Origin of the sequence: Mycobacterium sp. GA-1841 (genome assembly GCF_001954135.1) — a bacterium.
Taxonomy (GTDB): domain Bacteria; phylum Actinomycetota; class Actinomycetes; order Mycobacteriales; family Mycobacteriaceae; genus Mycobacterium.
Genome location: NZ_MBEQ01000094.1, coordinates 20825 through 39854, shown reverse-complemented (window position 1 = coordinate 39854; position 19030 = coordinate 20825). Strand labels below are relative to the sequence as shown.

The 19030-nt window shown below is 65.5% G+C and carries 24 protein-coding genes; 10 read left to right on the top strand and 14 right to left on the bottom strand.

The annotated features are described in order from the left end of the window. Window positions 1-44: 44 nt before the first annotated feature. Complete coding sequence (locus A5740_RS21920; protein ID WP_076197531.1) at window positions 45-701, bottom strand: FadR/GntR family transcriptional regulator; 657 nt, start codon at window positions 699-701, stop codon at window positions 45-47. 450 nt (window positions 702-1151) lie between these two features. Between A5740_RS21920 and A5740_RS21915 the strand changes: the two genes are divergently transcribed. Next, window positions 1152-2975: a PE-PPE domain-containing protein gene (locus tag A5740_RS21915; protein ID WP_083654319.1), complete on the top strand. Its 1824-nt coding sequence runs from the start codon at window positions 1152-1154 to the stop codon at window positions 2973-2975. A gap of 44 nt (window positions 2976-3019) precedes the next feature. On the opposite strand, the gene A5740_RS21910 is transcribed toward A5740_RS21915, so the two are convergent. Next, entirely contained in the window at window positions 3020-3781 is a 762-nt protein-coding gene (locus A5740_RS21910; RefSeq protein ID WP_139335290.1) for a FadR/GntR family transcriptional regulator, read from the bottom strand. Window positions 3782-4047: 266 nt separating this feature from the next. On the opposite strand from A5740_RS21910, the gene A5740_RS21905 reads away from it, so the two are divergent. Next, a complete protein-coding gene (locus tag A5740_RS21905) occupies window positions 4048-4746 on the top strand; it encodes a DUF4344 domain-containing metallopeptidase (protein ID WP_371454789.1) in 699 nt (232 codons plus the stop codon). Window positions 4747-4759: 13 nt separating this feature from the next. Here the strand turns inward: A5740_RS21905 and A5740_RS21900 are convergent, their stop codons facing one another. Both A5740_RS21900 and A5740_RS21895 read right to left on the bottom strand, forming a co-directional pair. Next, window positions 4760-5011, bottom strand: a complete 252-nt coding sequence (locus A5740_RS21900; protein ID WP_076197523.1) for a hypothetical protein — start codon at window positions 5009-5011, stop codon at window positions 4760-4762. Between the two features lie 104 nt (window positions 5012-5115). Continuing rightward, window positions 5116-5736 (bottom strand): TetR/AcrR family transcriptional regulator, encoded by a 621-nt coding sequence (locus A5740_RS21895; RefSeq protein ID WP_076197521.1) that lies wholly within the window; start codon window positions 5734-5736, stop codon window positions 5116-5118. Between the two features lie 69 nt (window positions 5737-5805). Here A5740_RS21895 and A5740_RS21890 point away from each other — a divergent pair, with 69 nt between their 5' ends. Continuing rightward, window positions 5806-6969, top strand: coding sequence for an SRPBCC family protein (locus A5740_RS21890; RefSeq protein WP_076197519.1), 1164 nt, complete (start codon window positions 5806-5808; stop codon window positions 6967-6969). Window positions 6970-6975: 6 nt separating this feature from the next. On the opposite strand, the gene A5740_RS21885 is transcribed toward A5740_RS21890, so the two are convergent. Both A5740_RS21885 and A5740_RS21880 read right to left on the bottom strand, forming a co-directional pair. Beyond that, complete coding sequence (locus tag A5740_RS21885; RefSeq protein ID WP_076197517.1) at window positions 6976-7527, bottom strand: VOC family protein; 552 nt, start codon at window positions 7525-7527, stop codon at window positions 6976-6978. Between the two features lie 152 nt (window positions 7528-7679). After that, entirely contained in the window at window positions 7680-8348 is a 669-nt protein-coding gene (locus A5740_RS21880) for an SDR family oxidoreductase (protein WP_076197515.1), read from the bottom strand. 198 nt (window positions 8349-8546) lie between these two features. Here A5740_RS21880 and A5740_RS21875 point away from each other — a divergent pair, with 198 nt between their 5' ends. Then, window positions 8547-8813, top strand: a complete 267-nt coding sequence (locus tag A5740_RS21875) for a YdeI/OmpD-associated family protein (protein WP_076197513.1) — start codon at window positions 8547-8549, stop codon at window positions 8811-8813. 24 nt (window positions 8814-8837) lie between these two features. Here the strand turns inward: A5740_RS21875 and A5740_RS21870 are convergent, their stop codons facing one another. After that, window positions 8838-10049 (bottom strand): acyl-CoA dehydrogenase family protein, encoded by a 1212-nt coding sequence (locus A5740_RS21870; protein ID WP_076197511.1) that lies wholly within the window; start codon window positions 10047-10049, stop codon window positions 8838-8840. Window positions 10050-10082: 33 nt separating this feature from the next. Next, window positions 10083-10679 carry a TetR/AcrR family transcriptional regulator gene (locus A5740_RS21865; RefSeq protein WP_139335289.1) on the bottom strand — a complete coding sequence of 199 codons (597 nt, stop codon included), beginning with the start codon at window positions 10677-10679 and terminating at the stop codon, window positions 10083-10085. A 75-nt stretch (window positions 10680-10754) separates the two neighbouring features. Between A5740_RS21865 and A5740_RS21860 the strand changes: the two genes are divergently transcribed. The 4 genes from A5740_RS21860 (at window position 10755) to A5740_RS21845 (ending at window position 13404) form a co-directional block, all read left to right on the top strand. Continuing rightward, window positions 10755-11117, top strand: coding sequence for a DUF2834 domain-containing protein (locus A5740_RS21860; protein ID WP_254849291.1), 363 nt, complete (start codon window positions 10755-10757; stop codon window positions 11115-11117). 189 nt (window positions 11118-11306) lie between these two features. Then, window positions 11307-12302: an oxygenase MpaB family protein gene (locus tag A5740_RS21855; protein WP_076197507.1), complete on the top strand. Its 996-nt coding sequence runs from the start codon at window positions 11307-11309 to the stop codon at window positions 12300-12302. 85 nt (window positions 12303-12387) lie between these two features. Then, on the top strand, window positions 12388-12687 hold the full coding sequence (locus A5740_RS21850; protein WP_076197505.1) for a DUF4193 domain-containing protein: 300 nt from the start codon (window positions 12388-12390) through the stop codon (window positions 12685-12687). Between the two features lie 21 nt (window positions 12688-12708). Further along, a complete protein-coding gene (locus tag A5740_RS21845; RefSeq protein ID WP_076197503.1) occupies window positions 12709-13404 on the top strand; it encodes a S9 family peptidase in 696 nt (231 codons plus the stop codon). Here A5740_RS21845 and A5740_RS28825 read toward each other — a convergent pair. Continuing rightward, window positions 13370-13519, bottom strand: coding sequence for a hypothetical protein (locus A5740_RS28825; RefSeq protein ID WP_175616319.1), 150 nt, complete (start codon window positions 13517-13519; stop codon window positions 13370-13372). The two genes, A5740_RS21845 and A5740_RS28825, sit on opposite strands and share 35 nt — an antisense overlap. 81 nt (window positions 13520-13600) lie before the next feature. On the opposite strand from A5740_RS28825, the gene A5740_RS21840 reads away from it, so the two are divergent. Further along, window positions 13601-13792: a hypothetical protein gene (locus A5740_RS21840; RefSeq protein WP_039313160.1), complete on the top strand. Its 192-nt coding sequence runs from the start codon at window positions 13601-13603 to the stop codon at window positions 13790-13792. An 8-nt stretch (window positions 13793-13800) separates the two neighbouring features. On the opposite strand, the gene A5740_RS21835 is transcribed toward A5740_RS21840, so the two are convergent. Next, window positions 13801-15219: a serine hydrolase gene (locus A5740_RS21835; protein ID WP_076197501.1), complete on the bottom strand. Its 1419-nt coding sequence runs from the start codon at window positions 15217-15219 to the stop codon at window positions 13801-13803. A 116-nt stretch (window positions 15220-15335) separates the two neighbouring features. Here A5740_RS21835 and A5740_RS21830 point away from each other — a divergent pair, with 116 nt between their 5' ends. After that, the gene (locus A5740_RS21830) at window positions 15336-16181 is read left to right on the top strand and encodes an emopamil-binding protein (RefSeq protein WP_139335287.1); all 846 of its coding nucleotides are present in this window, start codon (window positions 15336-15338) and stop codon (window positions 16179-16181) included. Here the strand turns inward: A5740_RS21830 and A5740_RS21825 are convergent. From A5740_RS21825 to A5740_RS21810, 4 genes are all read right to left on the bottom strand, one after another. After that, window positions 16067-17326, bottom strand: coding sequence for an MFS transporter (locus A5740_RS21825; RefSeq protein WP_076197499.1), 1260 nt, complete (start codon window positions 17324-17326; stop codon window positions 16067-16069). The two genes, A5740_RS21830 and A5740_RS21825, sit on opposite strands and share 115 nt — an antisense overlap. Continuing rightward, complete coding sequence (locus tag A5740_RS21820) at window positions 17323-17964, bottom strand: GntR family transcriptional regulator (protein ID WP_254849290.1); 642 nt, start codon at window positions 17962-17964, stop codon at window positions 17323-17325. The genes A5740_RS21825 and A5740_RS21820 overlap by 4 nt, the downstream gene beginning before the upstream one ends. 61 nt (window positions 17965-18025) lie before the next feature. Next, window positions 18026-18454 (bottom strand): DUF5313 domain-containing protein, encoded by a 429-nt coding sequence (locus A5740_RS21815; RefSeq protein ID WP_076197495.1) that lies wholly within the window; start codon window positions 18452-18454, stop codon window positions 18026-18028. Between the two features lie 14 nt (window positions 18455-18468). After that, entirely contained in the window at window positions 18469-18978 is a 510-nt protein-coding gene (locus tag A5740_RS21810) for a MarR family winged helix-turn-helix transcriptional regulator (RefSeq protein WP_076197493.1), read from the bottom strand. Window positions 18979-19030 lie beyond the last annotated feature (52 nt).

Below are 19030 nucleotides of genomic sequence, written 5' to 3'. Positions count from 1 at the left end.
GAAACGGGCGACCGACGAACAGATCTCGGCCGGCGGTCGCGGTGTCAGTGCGCGTCGAGGGCTCCGCTGGCCGCCCGGATCGCCGAACGTTGGTCACCACGCTGGACGGCCCAGAACAGTTGCTCGTGAAAATCACCTCGGGGGTCGTCACTGAACGCTTCTGCGCCGGACGCTGTCACCGCATCGCGCAGGGTCTCCTCGAAACTGCGGTACAGCCTGGCCAACAGCGCATTCTGCGTCGCTCCCGCCAGGCCGACATGGAATGCCACGTCGTGGTGAACGAACGCCGCCATGTCGTTTCTGGTGTGGGCCGCGCGGCGGGCATCGAGATGACCGCGAAGGGCGGCGAGGTCTTGTGTGGTGCGGCGACTCGCAGCCTCGCGTGCCGCAAGCAACTCAAGGGAGCGGTGCACGACCGCGGCGTCGTGATCGTCGGCGTCGGCAACGGCCTGCCGCATCGCTACTGCGGTCTGGTCGTCGGCGATAACGTAGGTGCCGTCGCCTTGCCGAGTTTCGATCAGACCGAGATGGACCAGGGATCGGAGCGCCTCGCGAATCGATGGTCGGCTCACTCCGAGGGTCTCGCCCAGTTCGGCTTCGGTGGGGATTTTGACGCCGACCGGCCATGCGCCACTGCTGATCTGATCGCGCAAGCGGGCCACGACGGAGTCGACAAGAGACACCCGGGCTATCCGCTGCATCCACGCTCCTTTGACGGTCCGTGAACATATCATATGACGAATATAGGGCGTCTACCTGCTAAAAGTCCGTCCGGTTAAAGCTTTGGGCAAGCCGGTGTCGAGGCTGATTCTGGATGTGAACGGGATACCGCCGGGATCTGAATACGTCACGTTGCCGGGTCACTGACATATCTAGTTGTCAGGCAGCCAGGCGACCGGATGAATGAGTACTCTCGGCCCGCTTTCTGGCCGTGATGGATGCACTTGCCGCTTTCAGCAAGTTCCCAGCTGGTGTGCGGCAACACACGTTGCCGGCCGACTGTGGTTGGGCTCATAGCCAAAAGCCCACGTCGATGCAGATGAAGCCGGTGTCCGCAAGTTTCGTTCTCTGTTTTCACGCAACCTGAGAGTTTGCCCAGAGTTCCGCTACCTTCCGTTTCGCAATCACGTCGCCGGTTGAAGGGATGAGAGATGACTCGGCGTCACACAGTCCGCAAGAAAAAGCTTGCGATGGCGGGAATCGCCACCGCCACAGCCGTTGCTGTCGGCTTGGGGCCGACCGCCAACGCCTCGGTTGCCAACGCCGCGAGCAGCAATGCGTCGGCGCGCCATGTCGTGTCCGACTACGGAGTCGGTCTGACTGCCGCGAGCACCACACCGCGGATCATCTTTGACATTCCAGAAGCGCTCGCCGAACTCGGCATCAACCCCGACAAGATCAGTCTCAAGGATTTCGACCCGGCGCAACTGGGTCTCGGCGAGCTGCTGAAGTCGGCAGGCATCGATCTCAGTGGCCTGGTCACCGGGATGATGGGTGAGGACATGCCGATCTCCGGTGACGGCTTCAACGTCATCATGACCGGCCCGCTCTTCGGCGCGCTGCGGGCGCTGGGTGGCAACCCCAACTGGGCAGCCAGCACCCCGAAGGACATCGCCGACGCGATCACCGACACTCCGTGGGGCGTGAAGATCACCAGCCCTCTCAAGGTCACCAACGCCAATTGGCGCGTACCGACACTGGTCAGCATGGGACTGGGTGCGTACAACGCCGGCCAGGCTTACCAACTGGTGGTCGACGAGTTCAAGAGCCAGGACCCCAACAACAACAAGACCATCCTGCCGATGATCATGCTGTTCAACCCGGGCCGGGCCAATGGCGGCCTGTTCGCACGGTTTGATCCGGTGGCCCAGATGTTCGGGTTCAGCACGGTCACCGAGGACGTGGTATCGCAGCGGACCGATTACGGAGTGGCCGACGGTAAGGTGCGCAAGGCGGTGCTCTTCCCGATCAAGGTCGACGGCACGGTGGAGTACTTCGCGCTGTCGGACTTCCCGGCCTGGGCAAACCCCTTGGCGCTGGCCAACTCCGCGGCCTCGGTGGCGTTCCCGACCTACATGCTGCGCGGCACGACGCTCGACGACATCATCAACCCGATCATGGACGGTGCGCTGGGCGCGATCGACACCAAGACCGGCATCCAGCTCACTCTCGGCAACGCCCCGGCAGCGGTGAACAAGTACGTCACGATCGGCGCGAACGGTCTGCCGCTGCTTGAGCCGCTGCGGTTGCCGACCGATGCGGTCAACTTGGCGCTGGGCACCAACTTCACCAATCCGATCGCCGACGCACTTGAGCCCGCGCTGAAGATCCTGGTCAACCTGGGCTACACCGATGTCGACCAGGAGAACGGATACGAGCGCACCTTTGACGACTCGGGCAACCCGGTCGGGTTCGGCACCATGCCCGACGTCGATTGGAGCCGGGTGCCGGCCGATGTCGTCAAGGCCCTGGAGGCCGGGATCGAGCAGGCGTTCTTCAACGGTGGGATTCCGGGCGTCCCGTCGGCCCCGGCCGATCCCAAGGCCAACCCGCTGAAGAACATCGCGGAGCTCGTCAGTGGCGGTGGGCTGGGCAAGGTGTCCGGCCTGGGCGCCACCCTCTCGGATGCTGTCGCCGGCAAGATCGCCGGAGGCACTGTCGCCCAAGAGGATTCGTCGGCTGAGTCCGACGCCAAGAAGACGGCAGTGACCGACAAGCCCGCGGCTGCGGCCGACGCCGCGGCGAACACCCCGGCCGAAGACAGGGCGGCGAGTAACCTGCCCGTGAAGAGCGCCGATGCCGTCGACTCCGCGAAGAAGACGCAGGGCAAGGCAGGCAAGCCGGACAAACGCGCGGTGAGCTCGCTTGTCAAGAAGGCCCGCGACGGAGTGAAGAAGGCCGTCGGCGCCGCGAAGCCTGCCAAGCAAGAGAAGAAGCAGCGCAGCGAGCGGACGAAGAAGAACGACAGCGAGTGACGTCGATCGTCCGCTGACGAACACGGGGCGGGTCTGTTGCCGAATCAACCGGCAACAGGCCCGCTTTCCCGTCCGCTTTCGAAAATCCCCGATGCGGCCGCTGTCGCAGCCGATTCGTCGCCTTGCTTGATAGCCAGTAGGAGCCGTTCGTGCAGTATCCCGTCGCGATCGTCGACGATCACCGGCGAGTTCGCATGTCGGATGGAATCTCGCAGCGCACCTTCGAAACTCTGGTAGATGCTGGCCAGCAGGCGGTTTCGTGAAATCTGCGCAATGCTGAGGTGGAATGTGACGTCATGCTCGACGAACGCCTCGATGTCACCGGCGGGCACTGCGGCCTGTCTGCCGTCGAGGGCACAACGCAGCTCGGTCAGGTCGTCATCGGTCCGGCGGAGGGCAGCCTGAGAAGCCGCCAAGACATCCAGACACCGCCGCACCGCCGTCACCTCGTCAGCATCGGCGCCACGAATGGCATTCTGTAGGACCAGTCTGACTTCATCTTTGGCGAGGACATACGTACCGTCGCCTTGGCGGGTTTCGAGCAACCCGAGTTGGACGAGGGACCGGACCGCTTCGCGGACCGAGGGCCGACTGACACCGAGCATCTCGATGAGCCTCACCTCGGTGGGAATCTTGCTCCCGACGGGCCAGCTGCCGTTGTGGATCCGCTCACGAAGCTGCGCGACAACGGCATCCACGACCGATGTACGGGCAATCTGCTTCATGGGGCTTCCTGTTCGCCTGGGCTGATCAACCTTATCGTCAGACGAATTCTCCACGTGGATTTGTTGGTGCGAGCCGGTCACACCGCGTCATAGCGCCCATCACCTGCGTCGTTATCGGCTAGCGTGACGAAATTGCTGGTGACTCAGCGAAACAGACGGCACGGTCATCGCCGTCTTCCACGAAAGGATGCACCGTGCCCCGATGGTTCTGTTCCACGGTGGTCTGCGCAGTCGTTGTCCTGGCTGCCGGTTGTAGCTCGAAAGACGCCGCAGCGCCCGCAGACCCGGAGCCGCCTGCCTCGAGTGCCGCTGTCGAGTTACCCAACGCCGCCCCGGCCACCGGCCGCATGGTGGTGCGGTACGAGGACGCCACCACCCCCGAAGCTGTCAAAGGTCGTGACCTGATGCAGAAGACCCAGGTGCTCGAACAGCTCGCCGACGACGTCACGGATACGTACAAATTGCCGTATGACATTCCGCTGGTCGGCGCGCAGTGTGACGAGGCGAACGACTACTGGAGTTCTGACGATCAAGAGATGACGATGTGCTACGAGGACGTCAACGAAAGCGTCGAGATCTTTGGTGAGGCCGGCGACCCCGACCCGGAGGACACCGCCCGCCGTGTCGTGATCGCCTCGTTCTTCCACGAGCTCGGCCACATGGCCATCGACGTCTACCAACTGCCCGCCACCGGTCGCGAGGAAGACGTCGCCGATCAGCTCGCGGCCTCGGTGCTGCTCGGCCCCGATGACGAGGGCAATGTCGATCCGGACTATGTCCAGGCCGCCAAAGACCAGGCCCGCGAATACCGCATCTACGCCCAACAGGGCGGCCAGCCGGATGAGTCGCTGTTCGCCGACGTGCACACTCTGGACGCGGCGCGCACGTACAACTTCGAGTGCTGGATCTACGGATCCGATCCGGTCGCCAATGCTGACGTGATCAGCCAGGGACTGCTACCTCAGGACCGTGCCGACGGTTGCGAAGACGAGTACGACAAGATGACCAACGCTTGGGCGGAACTACTTGCGCCCCACGTGAAATAGTCCCGCCTGGCGGTTATCCGACCGGGGGCGTGTTACCCCACGGGCCGTAGGGGCCGTTGCCGGTGTTGGGTCCGCCCTGCACCGGAGGCGTGGCGGTGATCGCCGGTCCCGACGTCTCACACGTCGGTGGGCCGGCGGAATTCGGACCGGTCCCGCCACTCTGACATTGATTGGGCTCAGCGGCTGCTGCGGGTGCGAATGCCAGCACCGCCGCGGCCGCGCATCCGGCCAGTACAGATGACAGGGTCAAAGGTTTGATGGTCATGGGCGTACTCCCTTCTATCGGCAATTGAGCGCGACCCCTTGGCTAACCCGCGTGGGGAACCGATAAACAATCGCCTGCGCAGAGCCGGGTAGTCGACGCAGTGCCTACTTTGCCGGGGGTGAGGACGCGCGTGCCTGTGCGGCGACGGCGGGCGCGATCCAATCCCGCAGGAAGGTGCGTAGGCCGGCGTCCCGACGGGCCGGGCCACCGGGGTCGATGATGAACGACTGCAGGGTCCGCAGCATGAACTCGACCAGTTCGTCGAGCTTGTGACCGTCGAAGCCGGCCGCAGGCCAGTCGATGTCGAAACGCTGGACGATCGATTTACCGAATTCGACCGCAACGTCTGAGGTGACCCCGGCGGTGAAGGCGCTGGCTTTTCCTGGCTGCAGCACCAAGCTCAGGTGCCGATCGTGCGGAATCTGCTCGACGGTGTAGGCGATTCCCTCGACGACGGCCTCGCTCGGATCGGTGATCGAGCCGAGTTTCGCGGCCAGCCGGTCGAGAAAGCCGTCCACCGCAGACATGGCGGTGGCGGCCATCAGGCTTTCCTGGGTGGGGTAGTAGCGATAGATGGTCTGGCGGGTCACGCCGAGGGACTGCGCCACTTCCGACACGCTCACGGTGCCGCGGGCGTCGATGACCTGACGCGCCGCGTCGATGATGCGCCGGGCCGCCTCGTCGTCGTCGGCGGGAATGTCGCCCGACCAGCCGTGCCTGCGCATTCGACGATCGTCGCATGGATGCGGAGCGAATCTTGACAATACAATGTGGCTTCATTGTATGGTCAGGCGATGATCAGCAGCCCGGTCGCGAGCACCGATGAGGAACTGACCCGCCGCGCCCTGCGCCATGCCGTGGACGGAACGACGGATATGGCCGAGGCGGTGTTGAAGGTGCCGTTGCACTACTACCGCGATCCCAAGATCACCGAGATCGAGGAATCCCAGATCCTGCGCCGGGTGCCGTTGGCGATCGTGCCGTCGGCTCAGATCCCGGCCAACAACGACTTCGTCGTCCGCTCCGTGCTCGGGGACTCGCTGTTGGTGACCCGGGACCGCACCGGCGCCGCGCACGTCTTTCTCAACTACTGCCGCCACCGTGGCGCCATGCCGGCCTGTGGTTCCGGCAACGCATCACGGTTCGTCTGCCCGTATCACGCCTGGACCTACCGCAACACCGGTGAGCTCTTCATGGTGCCGGGCAAAGCGGGCTTCGACACGATCGACACGGCGGAGTACGGCTTAGTGGAACTGCCCTCGGAGGAACGTCACGGGTTCATCTGGGCGGTGCTGACCGCCGACGCCACCATCGACCTCGACGCACACCTGGGCCCGTTGGACAACGAACTGGCGCAATGGAATTACCAGAACTACGGCTATCACACCGACCGAGAATTCTCCTCGCAGGTGTCGTGGAAGGGGGCGCTGGAGGCGTTCGCGGAGGGCTACCACTTCCCATTCGTCCACGGTGAAAGCCTGATCGGTCAGAACACCCTGCCGAACACGGCGGTCTACGACGAATTCGGCAAGCACCACCGCATCGGCTTCCCGTTCACCTGGATCAAGAATCTCGTCGACGATCCGAGTGGCTCGTTCGACCCGTCGGCCAACATGGGCGTCATCTACTGGGTGTATCCCAACCTGATCCTGGCCAACAGCCCCGTCGGCGTGGAGATCATCGACATGTTGCCCGAGGGTGAACCGACCCGCTGCACGGTGCGGCACAGCTGGATGGGTCGGATTCCGGCCACCACCGACGACATGCGCGCCGGCTACGACGCGGTCTACGAAGGGGTGCACGCCGCGGTGCGCGACGAGGATTTCGCCATGCTGCCGCAATGCGGTGAAGGCGTCCGGCACGGCCAACACGACCATATGTTGATCGGCCGCAACGAAATTGCGGTCCAACACATGATCAAGGTGTTCGCCCAGGAGTTGGGTGTGGCGTTGGGGTAACCCGGTTCACTTGCCGGGTAACGTCCGCCTGGCTTGCAGTGCGATGCCGGGGACGGTGCGGGCCAGGTCCGGACGCTGCTTACCGAAGGCCCGCATCGTGCGGTAGAACTTCCATACCTGTTGGGGGCTGGGTATTCTCGGCACCCAGGCCAGTTCCCAATGGATGCCGTTGAGTGGGTCGTCGAAGAACACCGCGTAGTAGCCGGGCCAGTACTGCGGGTAGTCCTTGGGCTCGTCGGTGACCGGGATGTTCCTGGCGACGAGAAAGTCGCGGTGAAACCGGTCTACTTCCTTGCGGTTTCGTGCCCACAGCGCGATGTGGTTGATCCCGACGGCCTGGTCGGTGTGGGTGAGTCTGTCCCCGGTGCGTGCCGGCTGGATGCCGATGTAACTGTGCGGGTTGACGAATCGCGTCATGTAGTAGATCGACTGGTACTCCATGTTGAGCGAGGAGAAGCTGTGGTAGCCGAGCCAACCCAACATGGCGTCGTAGAACTCGATCGATGTGTCGTAGTCCAACACGGCGAACTCGACATGACTTACCCCGCGCCACCGCATCCTGCCCCCTGAGAGTCGACTACTACGGAATGTAGTACCTCGTCGAGGCGTTGTGAACCCTCTGGTGCGCGTCGATTTCTACCGCGGGGTCGTGCCCGGCGCGTCGGAGCCGCCCTGGTGTGGAAAGCGGTGGTGTGAAACGGGCGTCGGCGTCAGGCCGACATCTGGGCCAGGTAGTGCGGACCCCCGACGTAGACGATCCCCGACGGGTACGGCGCCGAGGCGGCATGGGCGATCGCGGTGGCCAGCTGCCGGTCGGACAGCACTTCACCGGAGACCACCGTGAAATCGATTCCGCGGCGGTCGAATTCGGGGCGCATCGCATACAGCGCGGTCTCTCCGGCCCGCTTGCTGGCGGCGACCGCCGCGTAACCCTTCGGCACCGCCTTGTTGGGGAAGAAGTGGGCCTGGTGGCTGGTGACGAACACGATCTGCCCGCCGGCCGGCATCAAGGGCAGCGCCAGCTTGGCCAGCCGGCGCTGGGCGTCGCGGTTGAGCCGCATCGCGTATCCCGGATCGACGCCGAGGCCCAGCCCGGTCGAGGCATTGAGCACCAGGGCATCGAGCCGGCCGAACTCCCGACCGATCTGCTCGATCATCGCGGCCGCGGCCGATTCATCGGAGATGTCGGCCCCGATCGTGGAGGCGCGACCGCCGGCCCGGTGGATGGCGTCGACGACCTCGTCGGCGCGGTTGGCCTTCTCCCGGTAGTTGACGACGACGTGAGTGTCGGGACCGGCGAGGCGCTGTGCGACGTCGGCGCCGATACCGCGCGAAGCGCCGGTGACCAGGGCGATCCGGGTGGCTGCTGCAGGCTGCATGTCGGGTTCCTTCCGTCACTGCCGAGGCGGCCGGTCGTGGATTCGACCTGGGAAACACGGTGGTGTGCCCGTGCTCACAACCGCCCTGAGCCCCTACCGTACACCAACTCTAAGAAAAATAAGACCGTCTTAAGGTCACGGTAAGGGCAATGTCGTGTCGCAAGTGTGTTGCTGAGATATGCCACCTACGCTGACTCCATGACTGGTCAACGCGTGCCCGGCGGGGTGGTCCACAAGTTGCCGGCGGATCTGCGTGAGGCCCTGATCGGAAACTCGACGGCGTTGGCAGCGTGGAAAGACATCACGCCGCTGGCGCGCAACGAGTTCATCTGCTGGGTCGACGACGCCAAACAGCAGGCCACCCGGGAGCGGCGGATCCGCCGCACCCAGGAGGAGCTGGAGGAAGGACAGCGGCGGCCGTGCTGCTGGCCCGGGTGCAAGCACCGCGAGCGCACCGGGAAATAGCCGCCGGACCGACTATCGGACCGCCTACCGGATCGACAACCCGGTGAGCGCCCGGGAGATCACCAGCCGTTGGATCTCACTGGTGCCCTCGAAGATCGTGAAGATCTTCGCGTCGCGGTGCATCCGCTCCACCGGGTAATCGCGGGTGTAGCCGTTGCCGCCGAGGATCTGGATCGCCTCGTCGGTCACGTAGACCGCGGTCTCACTGGCCACCAGCTTGGCCATCGAACCCTCGGCGTTGTCGAAGGGCTGGTTGTTGCGGGCCATCCAGCCCGCGCGCCAGACCAGCATCCGGGCGGCGTCGATGCGGCTCTTCATGTCGGCGAGCTTGAACGCGACGGCCTGGAATTCGCCGATCTTGCGGCCGAATTGCTCACGCTGGCAGGCGTAGTCCAGGGCGTACTCGTAGGCGGCCCGGGCCACGCCGACCGCCATCGCGCCGACGGTGGGCCGGGTGCGTTCGAACGTCTTCATCGCAGCCTGCCCACCGGCCGAGGCGCCGGACTTCACCCGCGCGATCCGCGCCTCGAACTTGTCCCGCCCGCCCAGGATCAGGTCCTCGGACAGCCGGACGTTGTCGAGCACCACTTCGGCGGTGTGCGAGGCCCGGATGCCGTGCTTCTTGAACTTCTGGCCCTGGGACAGCCCATGGGTGCCCGGCGGGACGATGAAGGTGGCCTGACCGCGGGAGCCGAGCTCGGGATACACCGAGGCCACCACGATGTGGACGTCGGCGATGCCGCCGTTGGTGGCCCAGGTCTTGGTGCCGTTGAGCACCCACTCGCGGGTGGCCTCGTCGAAGCGAGCCCGGGTGCGGATGGCGCCGACATCCGAACCCGCGTCGGGTTCGGACGAACAGAAGGCGCCGAGCTTGGGCTCATCGGCGGTGCCGAACATCGGCAGCAGCCACTGGCCGACCTGTTCCGGAGTTCCATTGCCCGCCAAGGCCGCTGCGGCCAGGCCGGTGCCCAGGATCGACAGCGCGATACCGGCGTCACCCCAGAACAACTCCTCGAATACCGTCAGCATGCCCAGGCCGGAGGGTTCGGTGGCCTGCTGGGCGAACAGCTCGGGAGAGTACAGCCCCACCTTGGCGGCCTCCTGGATGACCGGCCACGGGGTTTCCTCGCGCTCGTCCCATTCCGCGGCGGCGGGGCGCACCACCTCGGCGGCGAACTGGTGCACCCAGTCGCGCACCTCGATCACGTCGTCGCTCAGCTGCAGGGAAAACGTCACATCGGCTCCTGAAAAGGGTTGGTGGATGGCGGTTTACGGGCGGTGTTGTTCGATCATGCTGACGGTCTGGGCGACCCAGGATTGGAAGAAGCGGTCGTGGTCGACGTTGCCGGGGAAGCGGCCGGTCAGTGCCCGTAGCGTCGCGGCATACGACAGTGCGGAGATCGCGACGGCGGCGGTGGCTTCGGGGTCGGGGATCTTGGTGCGGCCGGCGCGGTTGGCGGCGATGAGTTCGTCGGCGAACCGTTGATAGGCGTTGTCGGTGATGACCTGCCAGGTCTTCTCGTCGAGTTCGCCGAGTTCGTCGGGCTCGCGCAGCATGACCCGCAGCAGCTCCTCGCTCTCGGTCAGGTTCGCCCAGATCAACTGTCCGGCGCTGCGGACGGCCTCTTCGGCGTTCTCGGGCCGACCGGCGTCGTACTGCTCGCGGGCGGCCACGATGCCGTCGATCCGGTGGGCGACCGCGGCCTCCAGCAGTTCGCGCTTGGAGCCGAAATGTTTGTAGAGCGCACCCGATCCCGGCGCCAGTCCGGCGGCCTGTTGGATCTCGGCCACTGACGTCGCGGCGTAGCCCTTGGCGGCGAACAGCTTCAACGCTGTGGCCAAGAGTCGGTCACGTCCGGACGGCACGGTGAGAGAGTACTCACTCACCTCTGATCGGACAAATGGCCCCGGCAGCGCCGTCTGACGTCATAAGTTCGGTGCGTGCTGACGCGAAACGACAAAATTCTGTGCGCCGTCTACGCCGTGGTGGCAGTCGTGGCACTGATCGCGACCTGGTGGAACAACATCGCGTTCTTCCGCTCCGAAAGTACGAGTCTGATCGACTTCTTCCGCAGTGGCTACGCCAACTACGGGTCGTCCTCGCTCACCAACGACCTGATGCTGTTCGCTCTGGCGGCCATCGTGTTCATGGTCGTCGAGGCCCGCCGGATCGGAATTCCGAAGGTGTGGATCTATGTGGTGCTCAGTGGTGTCATCGCCGTGAGCGTGGCGTTTCCGTTGTATTTGATCCGACGACAGCTGGTGCTGGCCGAGCAGCGGGCGATGGAGCCGGCTGCTGGCTGATCGGCGCGCGGTTTCTTACGTCAGGGTCGTTGATCGGCCAGGTAAACGACCCTCGCGTAGAGATCGGTGGCGAAGCCCGGGGGCCACACCATCGTTGACCGCACTGCCGCGGACTCCTACACTCGCTAATGACAACATGTGTTGTCCAAATGGTCGACCTGACTGGAGTGCGCGCCCGTGACACAAGAAATGTCGGATACCTGCCCGGCGGCCGACGATGCGGTGATGAGTGCGGGGTGCCCGGTGAGTTCCGGCGGCTATGACGCGCCTCCGGTTCCTCTCGGCCCCGACTCGCTGACCTGGAAGTACTTCGGTCAATGGACGGGCCTGTTCCAGGGCACCTGGGCCGGCTCGATGCAGAACATGCATCCGCAGCTGGGCGCCGCGGTCAAAGAGCACTCGATCTTCTTCCTGGAGCGCATCCCGCGGCTGATGCGGTCGATCTACCCGATCGGTGGGGTGGTGTTCGACGGTTACCGTGCGCCGCAGACGGGCGCCGAGGTGCGTGACTACCACCTCGGTATCAAAGGCGTCGACGACCAGGGCCGCCGGTACAGCGCGCTGAACCCCGACGTCTTCTATTGGGCGCACGCGACATTCTTCAAATCGACCCTGCTCGCCGCCGAGAAATTCGCCGGTGGCCTGACCGAGGCCGACAAGCGGCAACTGTTCGACGAGCACGTCACGTGGTACCGCATGTACGGCATGAGCATGCGGCCCGTGCCCGAGAGCTGGGAAGCATTCCAGGAGTACTGGGACCACATGTGCCGCAACGTCCTGGAGAACAATTGGGCGGCCCGCGAGGTGATGGACCTTTCGACCATGCCCAAGCATCCGTCGCTGGAATGGATCCAGGATTGGCTGTGGGCGCTGAACCTCAAGGTCATGCAGCGTTTCCTGACATTCATGACCGTGGCGCTCTATGACGAGCCGGTGCGCGAACTGATGGGCTACACCTGGTCTCCGCGCCAGCAGTGGTGGCACGACCGCCTGTGCAACGTCATCACGCTGGTCTCCAAGTACGGCCCCAAGCGGGCACTGATGCATCCGCGCAAACGATCGGCGCTGGATCGCGCATCCGGCCGGCTTCCGGTGGACGCGCCCCTGGTGCAGACCCCGGCGCGTAACCTGCCGCCGGTCGAATACCGCAACAGCCCGCAGTTCTACTGCCCGAAAGTCGACTGACGGGTTTCACGCTGCGGCCGCGTGGGAATGAACCTCCGATCGCCGACGTTGGGTCAAGACCCAGCAGCGACCGAGAGGACGACAAATGCCCACCGACTACGACGCACCCCGCCAGAAGGACACCGAGGATTCCGTCGATGAGTCCTTGGAAGCGCTGGCCGGTCGAGGAAACGACGCCGCGACCGCGGTGATCGACGTCGACGAGGCCGACGCCCTCGACGACTTCGAACTTCCCGGTGCCGACCTTTCCGGTGAAGAGTTCACCGTTCGGGTGGTGCCCAAGCAGGCCGACGAGTTCACCTGTTCGAGCTGTTTTCTGGTGCAGCACAGCCATCGCCTGGCCCGCGGCGGTGCGGACAACCCGGTCTGCGTCGACTGCGCCTGATCGGCGCCATTCGCCGTGGGTATGACCGTGCAGTATGCGCCGGGGCGGGCGGCCGATGTGTTCGGTGACGCCGCGGCGCCCGCGGTGTTGATGTGGCACGGCATGCAGACCGATTCCCGCGCGGCCCTGCGGCCGTTGGCCGAGCTGATCGCCGGGCGCGGATTCGGCGTCGTCGTCCCCGATTGGAATTCCCACGCTGACGACCGTGGCCGCGCCGACCTGCTGCGGTCGGTCGAATACGCCTGTTCGTGGGGCACCGGCTCAGAACGTCTCGCCGTGGTGGGGTGGTCGATGGGCGGTGCCGCGGCCGCCGGACTGACCGTTCACGCCACCCATCTCGGGGTCGAGGTCTCCCACACGGTATGCCTGGCCGGTGCCTTCATGGTCGCCGATCCGATCTCGGGTCAGCAGCTGGGCCCGAGCCTTTCCGCCGAGCACATCGGCGCACCCTTCACTCTGCTGCACGGCGTCAACGACGACGTGGTGCCGATAACCGTGAGCCGCACGTTCGCCGCGGACCTCGAGCACGTCGGCTGGCCCGCCCGCCTCGTGGAGCTGCCGGCCGACCACGCCACGATCGCGGGGGCTCGATACGACGCGGCCGCCGATCGGTACGCACCGGCCGAGGATGCCGAGACACTTCAGACAGCCGAGCTCGTGGCCGATCACATCACCGCTGCGCTCAGCCGGAGTCGTCGCGATCGCCAGGTTCGGTGAGCTCCGGCGCGATCTCTCGCGTGGCCATCCCACCTTCGCGCCCGTGATCGGCCGGGCCCGGAGGTTCCTTGGCCTCGTCGGGCGCCTTGTCACGGGACTTGTCTGCGCTGGACATGGCCGTTGACTACCCGCCCTGGCCGGCCTCTATCCGCGCGTGCGGTGATTCGAACGACGGGTCTGAGGGAACGCCTACGAGATGGCTACCTATCGAGTTCTCAATCCCAAGGGCGAAGTCGTCGACACGAAGGACATCGAGAGCGCCGACGACGCCCACGCCTGGTTTGTCGACCAGAAGGCCGAGCCCGAGCTGGGCTGGCGCATGGAGGTGCTCTCGGCCGACGGTGACTGGGCGTTCTTCGATGACAGTGAAGGCGATCGCAAGTACTGACCCGGCGTTCAGTGGCCGTACAGATGCAGCGCCCGGGCGGCCTCGGTGGCGATGTCACCGCTCAACCCGACGATCGGCGGGCCGCCGCGCTGATGTATCACATTCGCCAAGACGACCACGTACGTGTCCGACCCCGGATCCATCCACAGCGTGACCCCGGTGAAGCCGGTGTGGCCGAAACTCCCGATCGGGAAGATCTGCCCGCGCGGCGCGGAATGAGCGGTGTCGATATCCCAGCCGAAGCCCCGTAGATCCTTGGTATGCCCGGGCTGCTGGGGCGTCGTCATCAACTCCACGGTCGGCTGTTTCAGCGGAAACGGGCTCGGCCGGCCGGCACGACGATCGAGCAGGGCGCGGGCGAACCGGCCCAGGTCGTCGACTGTCGAGAACACCCCGGCGCTGCCGGCCACCCCGCCCATGCGGCGCGCCGTCGGGTCGTGCACGGTGCCGCGAAGCGGATATCCGTAGTCGGGGTTGAGGCCCGGGGTGTCCTCGTCGAGCGCGGTCGGTGCGACGCGTCGCAGCAGATCGGTGCTCCACGTGCCCGACGGACACTCCTCGGCCTCGGCTGCGTGCGGATCGAAGGCGATTGCGTTGCCCCGGATCTGATGCGGCCCACAGGCTTTGGCCGCGGGAAGGTAATGCGTGTCGGTCATGCCGAGTGGTGTGAAGACGTTGCCCTGCACATAGGTGTCCAGCGTTTGGCCCGTGATCTTCTCGATGATCGCGCCGATCAGGATGAAGCCGATATCGGAATAGTGGAACTGCTCGCCAGGTTCGAACACCACCCACGCCCCGAGCGCGCGGTGAATTCCCTCGGCTTTGTCGGCCTTGTCGAGACCCCACGGGCCGTCCAGGCTCAAATCACCTGCGATGCCTGAGGTGTGGGTGAGCACCATCCGAATCGTGACCTGCGCGCGACGCGGGTCACCGGTCGGATTGAAGTCCGGCAGGTAGGTCTGCACGGGTTCATCGAGCTGCACCTTGCCCTGATCGTAGAGCTGCATGAACGCCGTCGTCGTCGCGATGCTCTTCGACAACGAGGCCAGATCGAAGATCGTGTCCTCGGTCATCGGCTCCGCGGGCGCCGGCACCCCGTCGAGGCCGGGCTCGCCGGGCAGTTTGCGCGAGCCGAACGCCTGCCGGAAGACGATGTGGCCGGCATGCCCGATCTGGATGACCGCGCCGGGCAACCGATGTGCGGCGATGGCGTCGTCGACGAGCCGGGGGATCGCCGTGAAATCACCTGCACCGGGGACGACGGCTTCCGTCGTGGCCGCAGCGGTCGTGGTGGTCGTTGTCGTCACCGGTGCGTTTGTGGCTGACGGTGGGGGCGTCGGCTGTCCGCATGACGTGACCGCGGTAAGCATGAGCAACACGGTGCCGACGGCGCGCAGCCGGGTGAGTCGCGATCCTGACGCCGTCACCAGACCGACGGTAGCCCGGCGCCGGGAGCCTGACACGTAATAACCCGTGACCCGACGGCGCCGCGGTATAGGCTGCCCACAATCACAAGTAGTTGACATTGACGAAGGTGGCTGCGATGACGACGGTGCTCGACCCTGACATCGACTTCGCCAAGCCGTGGGCCCCACACCGGCTGCGGATCTACACCGCCACCGGCTTGTTCGTCGGCGCGATGTTCGTGCTCCTGACCGTCGCGGTCAGCGTGCATCTCATCCCGCCCACGTTCACGGTGGACGTCATTGCCAACCTGGTCTTCGGTATCCCGGTCATGTTGTTGCCGTTCGTGATCCTGTGGAGCGCGCCGGGGGAGACGCGCACCCGCGTCAGCAAGGCAGCGGAACTCACGCTGTTCTACATTCCCTTCACCGCCGGAAGCCAGATCGGCTACGAGTTGGTGTTCCTGATCGGACATCCCCTCGGGCTGTGGGCACCCACCGACGACCCCGGATGGAAGTGGCTGTGGTGGCAGTACGGTCTGGCCGACACCCGCTACGTCAGCGGCAATCCGTGGATCTTCGCGCTGGAGGTCGTGGGCGTGACCACCGGGGCGACCGTGTTCGTGATGTGGACCAGGCTCGTGCGCTCAAACCTGTCCGTCGAGTCGCGAATCCGGTGCCTGTGGGTGGCGTTCGCCGGCATCGCGGTACTGACGAGCAGCACCGCGGTCTACTTTCTGAGCGAGGTGGGCGCGGGGTTCGAGAACATCGGGCAAGGTGCGTTCGGCTTCTGTTTCAAGTTCATCGGCGAGAACGTCCCCTTCATCGTCCTGCCGCCGCTGGTGCTCTACGCGATCTATCTGCAGATCGATTACCTCACCCGGCGGGCGGGTGTGCGCGGCGACAGGTGTTTGGCCCATCCCGACGCACAGACCGCGGTGCAGACAACCGCCAACACCCCGACCGCGGAGAGCATCACCGGGTAGCTGAACCAGTGCGCCAGCGCGGCCAACACCGCCGGCAGCAGGAACCCCAGATAGGCCAGCGAGTAGTACACCCCGGAGATGCCGGCCAGCTCGTCGGGCGGTGAGATGCGTTGGATTTCAAGGAGTCCCGAGACGATCGCGATGCCGTACGCGCTGCCGAGCAGCATCGCCACGAGTGCGGCGATGATTGGCGATCCGGTGACGGCGGTGGCCACCGCGGCGAAGATGCCCAGCGTCATCAAGGCCATCGACACCACCACGGCGCGCGAGCTGGAGACGTCGTCGAGGCGTCGTGCGACCGGTTGGATCAGCACGCCGCAGCCCAGCGTCAGCACGGTCAGTCCCACGGTGTAGAGCAGTGCCCAGGAGCCGAGCCGATCGGCGACCAGAGCCGGCACCACGGCGTAGGCGACGGCCGCTGAGCCAAAGATCCACGGCGCCATGGGCACAACGACATGCAGGAACCGGCGGTGTGCGGCTGCGGGCACTTTGAGGCCGTCGAGGAACGGTCGGTCGGTTGTATGGACGCGCGTCTCGACGGTGCGATTCCACACCGCCCACAGCACCGGCACGCACAGCGCAGCGTGCACGAGGTACGTCAGCACGAGCGGCAGCGGCGCGTACACGGTGAGCAGCCCCGCGCACAGCGGCCCGACCCCGAAGCCCAACGACAGGCAGATCGACGCGCGACGGGCACCGGCACCGGAAGACGCGTCGTCATAGGGCGGTCGGGACAGTTCGGCGATCCAGGCCGAGCCCACTGCCATCGCGATCCCGACGGCCACGCCGCTGAACAGCCGGCCGACGAACAGGGGCCCAAAGCCCCAGTAATCGCCGATCGCCAGGACCACGCTGCCCAGGGCAGCACTGATCACGCCGGCGGCCATGACATTTCGCCGACCGTGGCGATCTGACAGTGTCGAGGCGATCAACAGGCCCGGGATCAGGCCGAGCACGTAGGCGCCCAGCAAGATGTCGACATCGACCCGCGTGTAGCCCGAATGCTGCGCATAGGCGATCAGCAGTGGGGTGAACTGGTTTCCGCCCCACCCGATGCAGAAGACCGCGATGGCCACCGCGAGCCACGGCGGCATGCGGTGCCGTTGTGGCGCGTGGTACTCGAATTCTGTTGCGACAGCGGTCATGCCAGCACCACCCGGTAGGTGGCTTCCAAATGGGCCAGCAGTGCCGCCTCGAAACCGGCCACATCACGCCGGCCGATGGTGTCGGCCAACTCGGCATGTTCGCCGATCAGTTCGGTCAGCCGCGCGGAGTCCGAACGGGCGGCGTCGGCCATCATCCGACGCTGCCGGTCGCTGAGCGAACCGTAGAAGCGCCCGGCGATGGTGTTGCCCGCGACCTGGACGATCCGGCGGTGAAAGGCATCGTCGGCGGCGGCGAACTGATCGGCGTCACCGATCGCCGCGCCGTGCCGCTGCCGCTCGACCAACTCGGTCAGTTCACCGAACAGCGCATCGATCGATTCCGGTGTCCGGCAGAGGCGGCGCACCGCCGCGGTCTCCAACGCCAGGCGCATCTCCAGCAGGTCGGTGGCCTCCTGGGCGGAGACGGGGACGACGACGGCGCCGCGACGGGGCACCAGATCGAGGAAGTCCTCGGCGGCCAGCCGCAGAAACGCCTCGTGCACCGGCGTGCGGCTGACGCCGAGCTGCGTGGCCACCTCTACTTCGCTGAGCAGCTGGCCGCCGCGGACTTCCCCGGACAGGATCTGGTCCTTGGTCATCCGGTAGACGCGTTGGCTGTTGCTCGACTTCTCATCCACGGAAAACCACCATACCCCTTGCATGCAAGCTTGCATGCAAGGGGTATGGCCAGGCTGAACGCTAGAACGGACTGCTGTTGGACTGGTACTTCGAGGATTCCGGGCGTGGTCCGAACCGCCGGACGTAGTCCTCGTGCATCCGCTGGTTCTTCTTGTACTTGATCTCGTCGACCAGGTTGGGGTCCAGGCCGTGCTGGGCCAGCCGGTGCCGTCGCCAGATCTTGTTGAGCGCGAGCGCCATCAAGATGGCCCAGATGTAGATCGGCACGGTCATCTCGATGTGGACGTACAGGGAGGCGGGCAGCAGCCACAGCGGCGCGAGCACGAACAGCGGCGGGATCGCCATCCGGATGAGGTGTCGGCGCACCGCGCCGTGATCGGCGAGGTCGTGAGCGACCCAGTCACGCATCGAATCCGGCAGCCGCTTGCCGTAGCAATACGCGAGGTACTGAAAGGGATTGGGGCGGTCCTTGGTTTTCTGGCCGGCCATGAGGGCTCCTGTTGTCAGTCGGTGAGCGAGTTGGCCGCAAGCGCGGCCGAATTGATGCGGGTCAGCACTCGGTGCAGTTCTTCGAGTTCGGCGAGGTCGACGCCCAGCCGCGCGACGACGGCCGGCGGGATGGCCAATGCCCGCTCGCGCAGGGCGACGCCGGCTTCGGTGAGGACGACGTCGGTCGCACGCTCATCGCCGGCCCGGCGGCTGCGGGTGAGCAGGCCGAGAGTTTCGAGCCGTTTGAGCATCGGGGACAGCGTCGCCGAATCGAGCTGCAAGGCGGCGGCGATCTGCTTGACCGACAGCGGCGGGGTGCCTCCGGCGTCGGACCGCAGGTGATCCCACAGCGCCAGCATCACGAGGTATTGCGGATGGGTCAGGCCGAGGGGTTCGAGCAGCGGGCGGTACACGGCCAACACGGCTCGGTTGCTGACGGCCAGCGCGAAGCACACCTGGCGCTCGAGGGCGAGCGGGTCGGCCTCATTCGCCGGGATGGGAGGAGCGGCAGACGCCGTGGTCATCCTCAGAAAGTAGCCTAATAGTTAGGGCACTAACAATGTATGGCTGCTCACG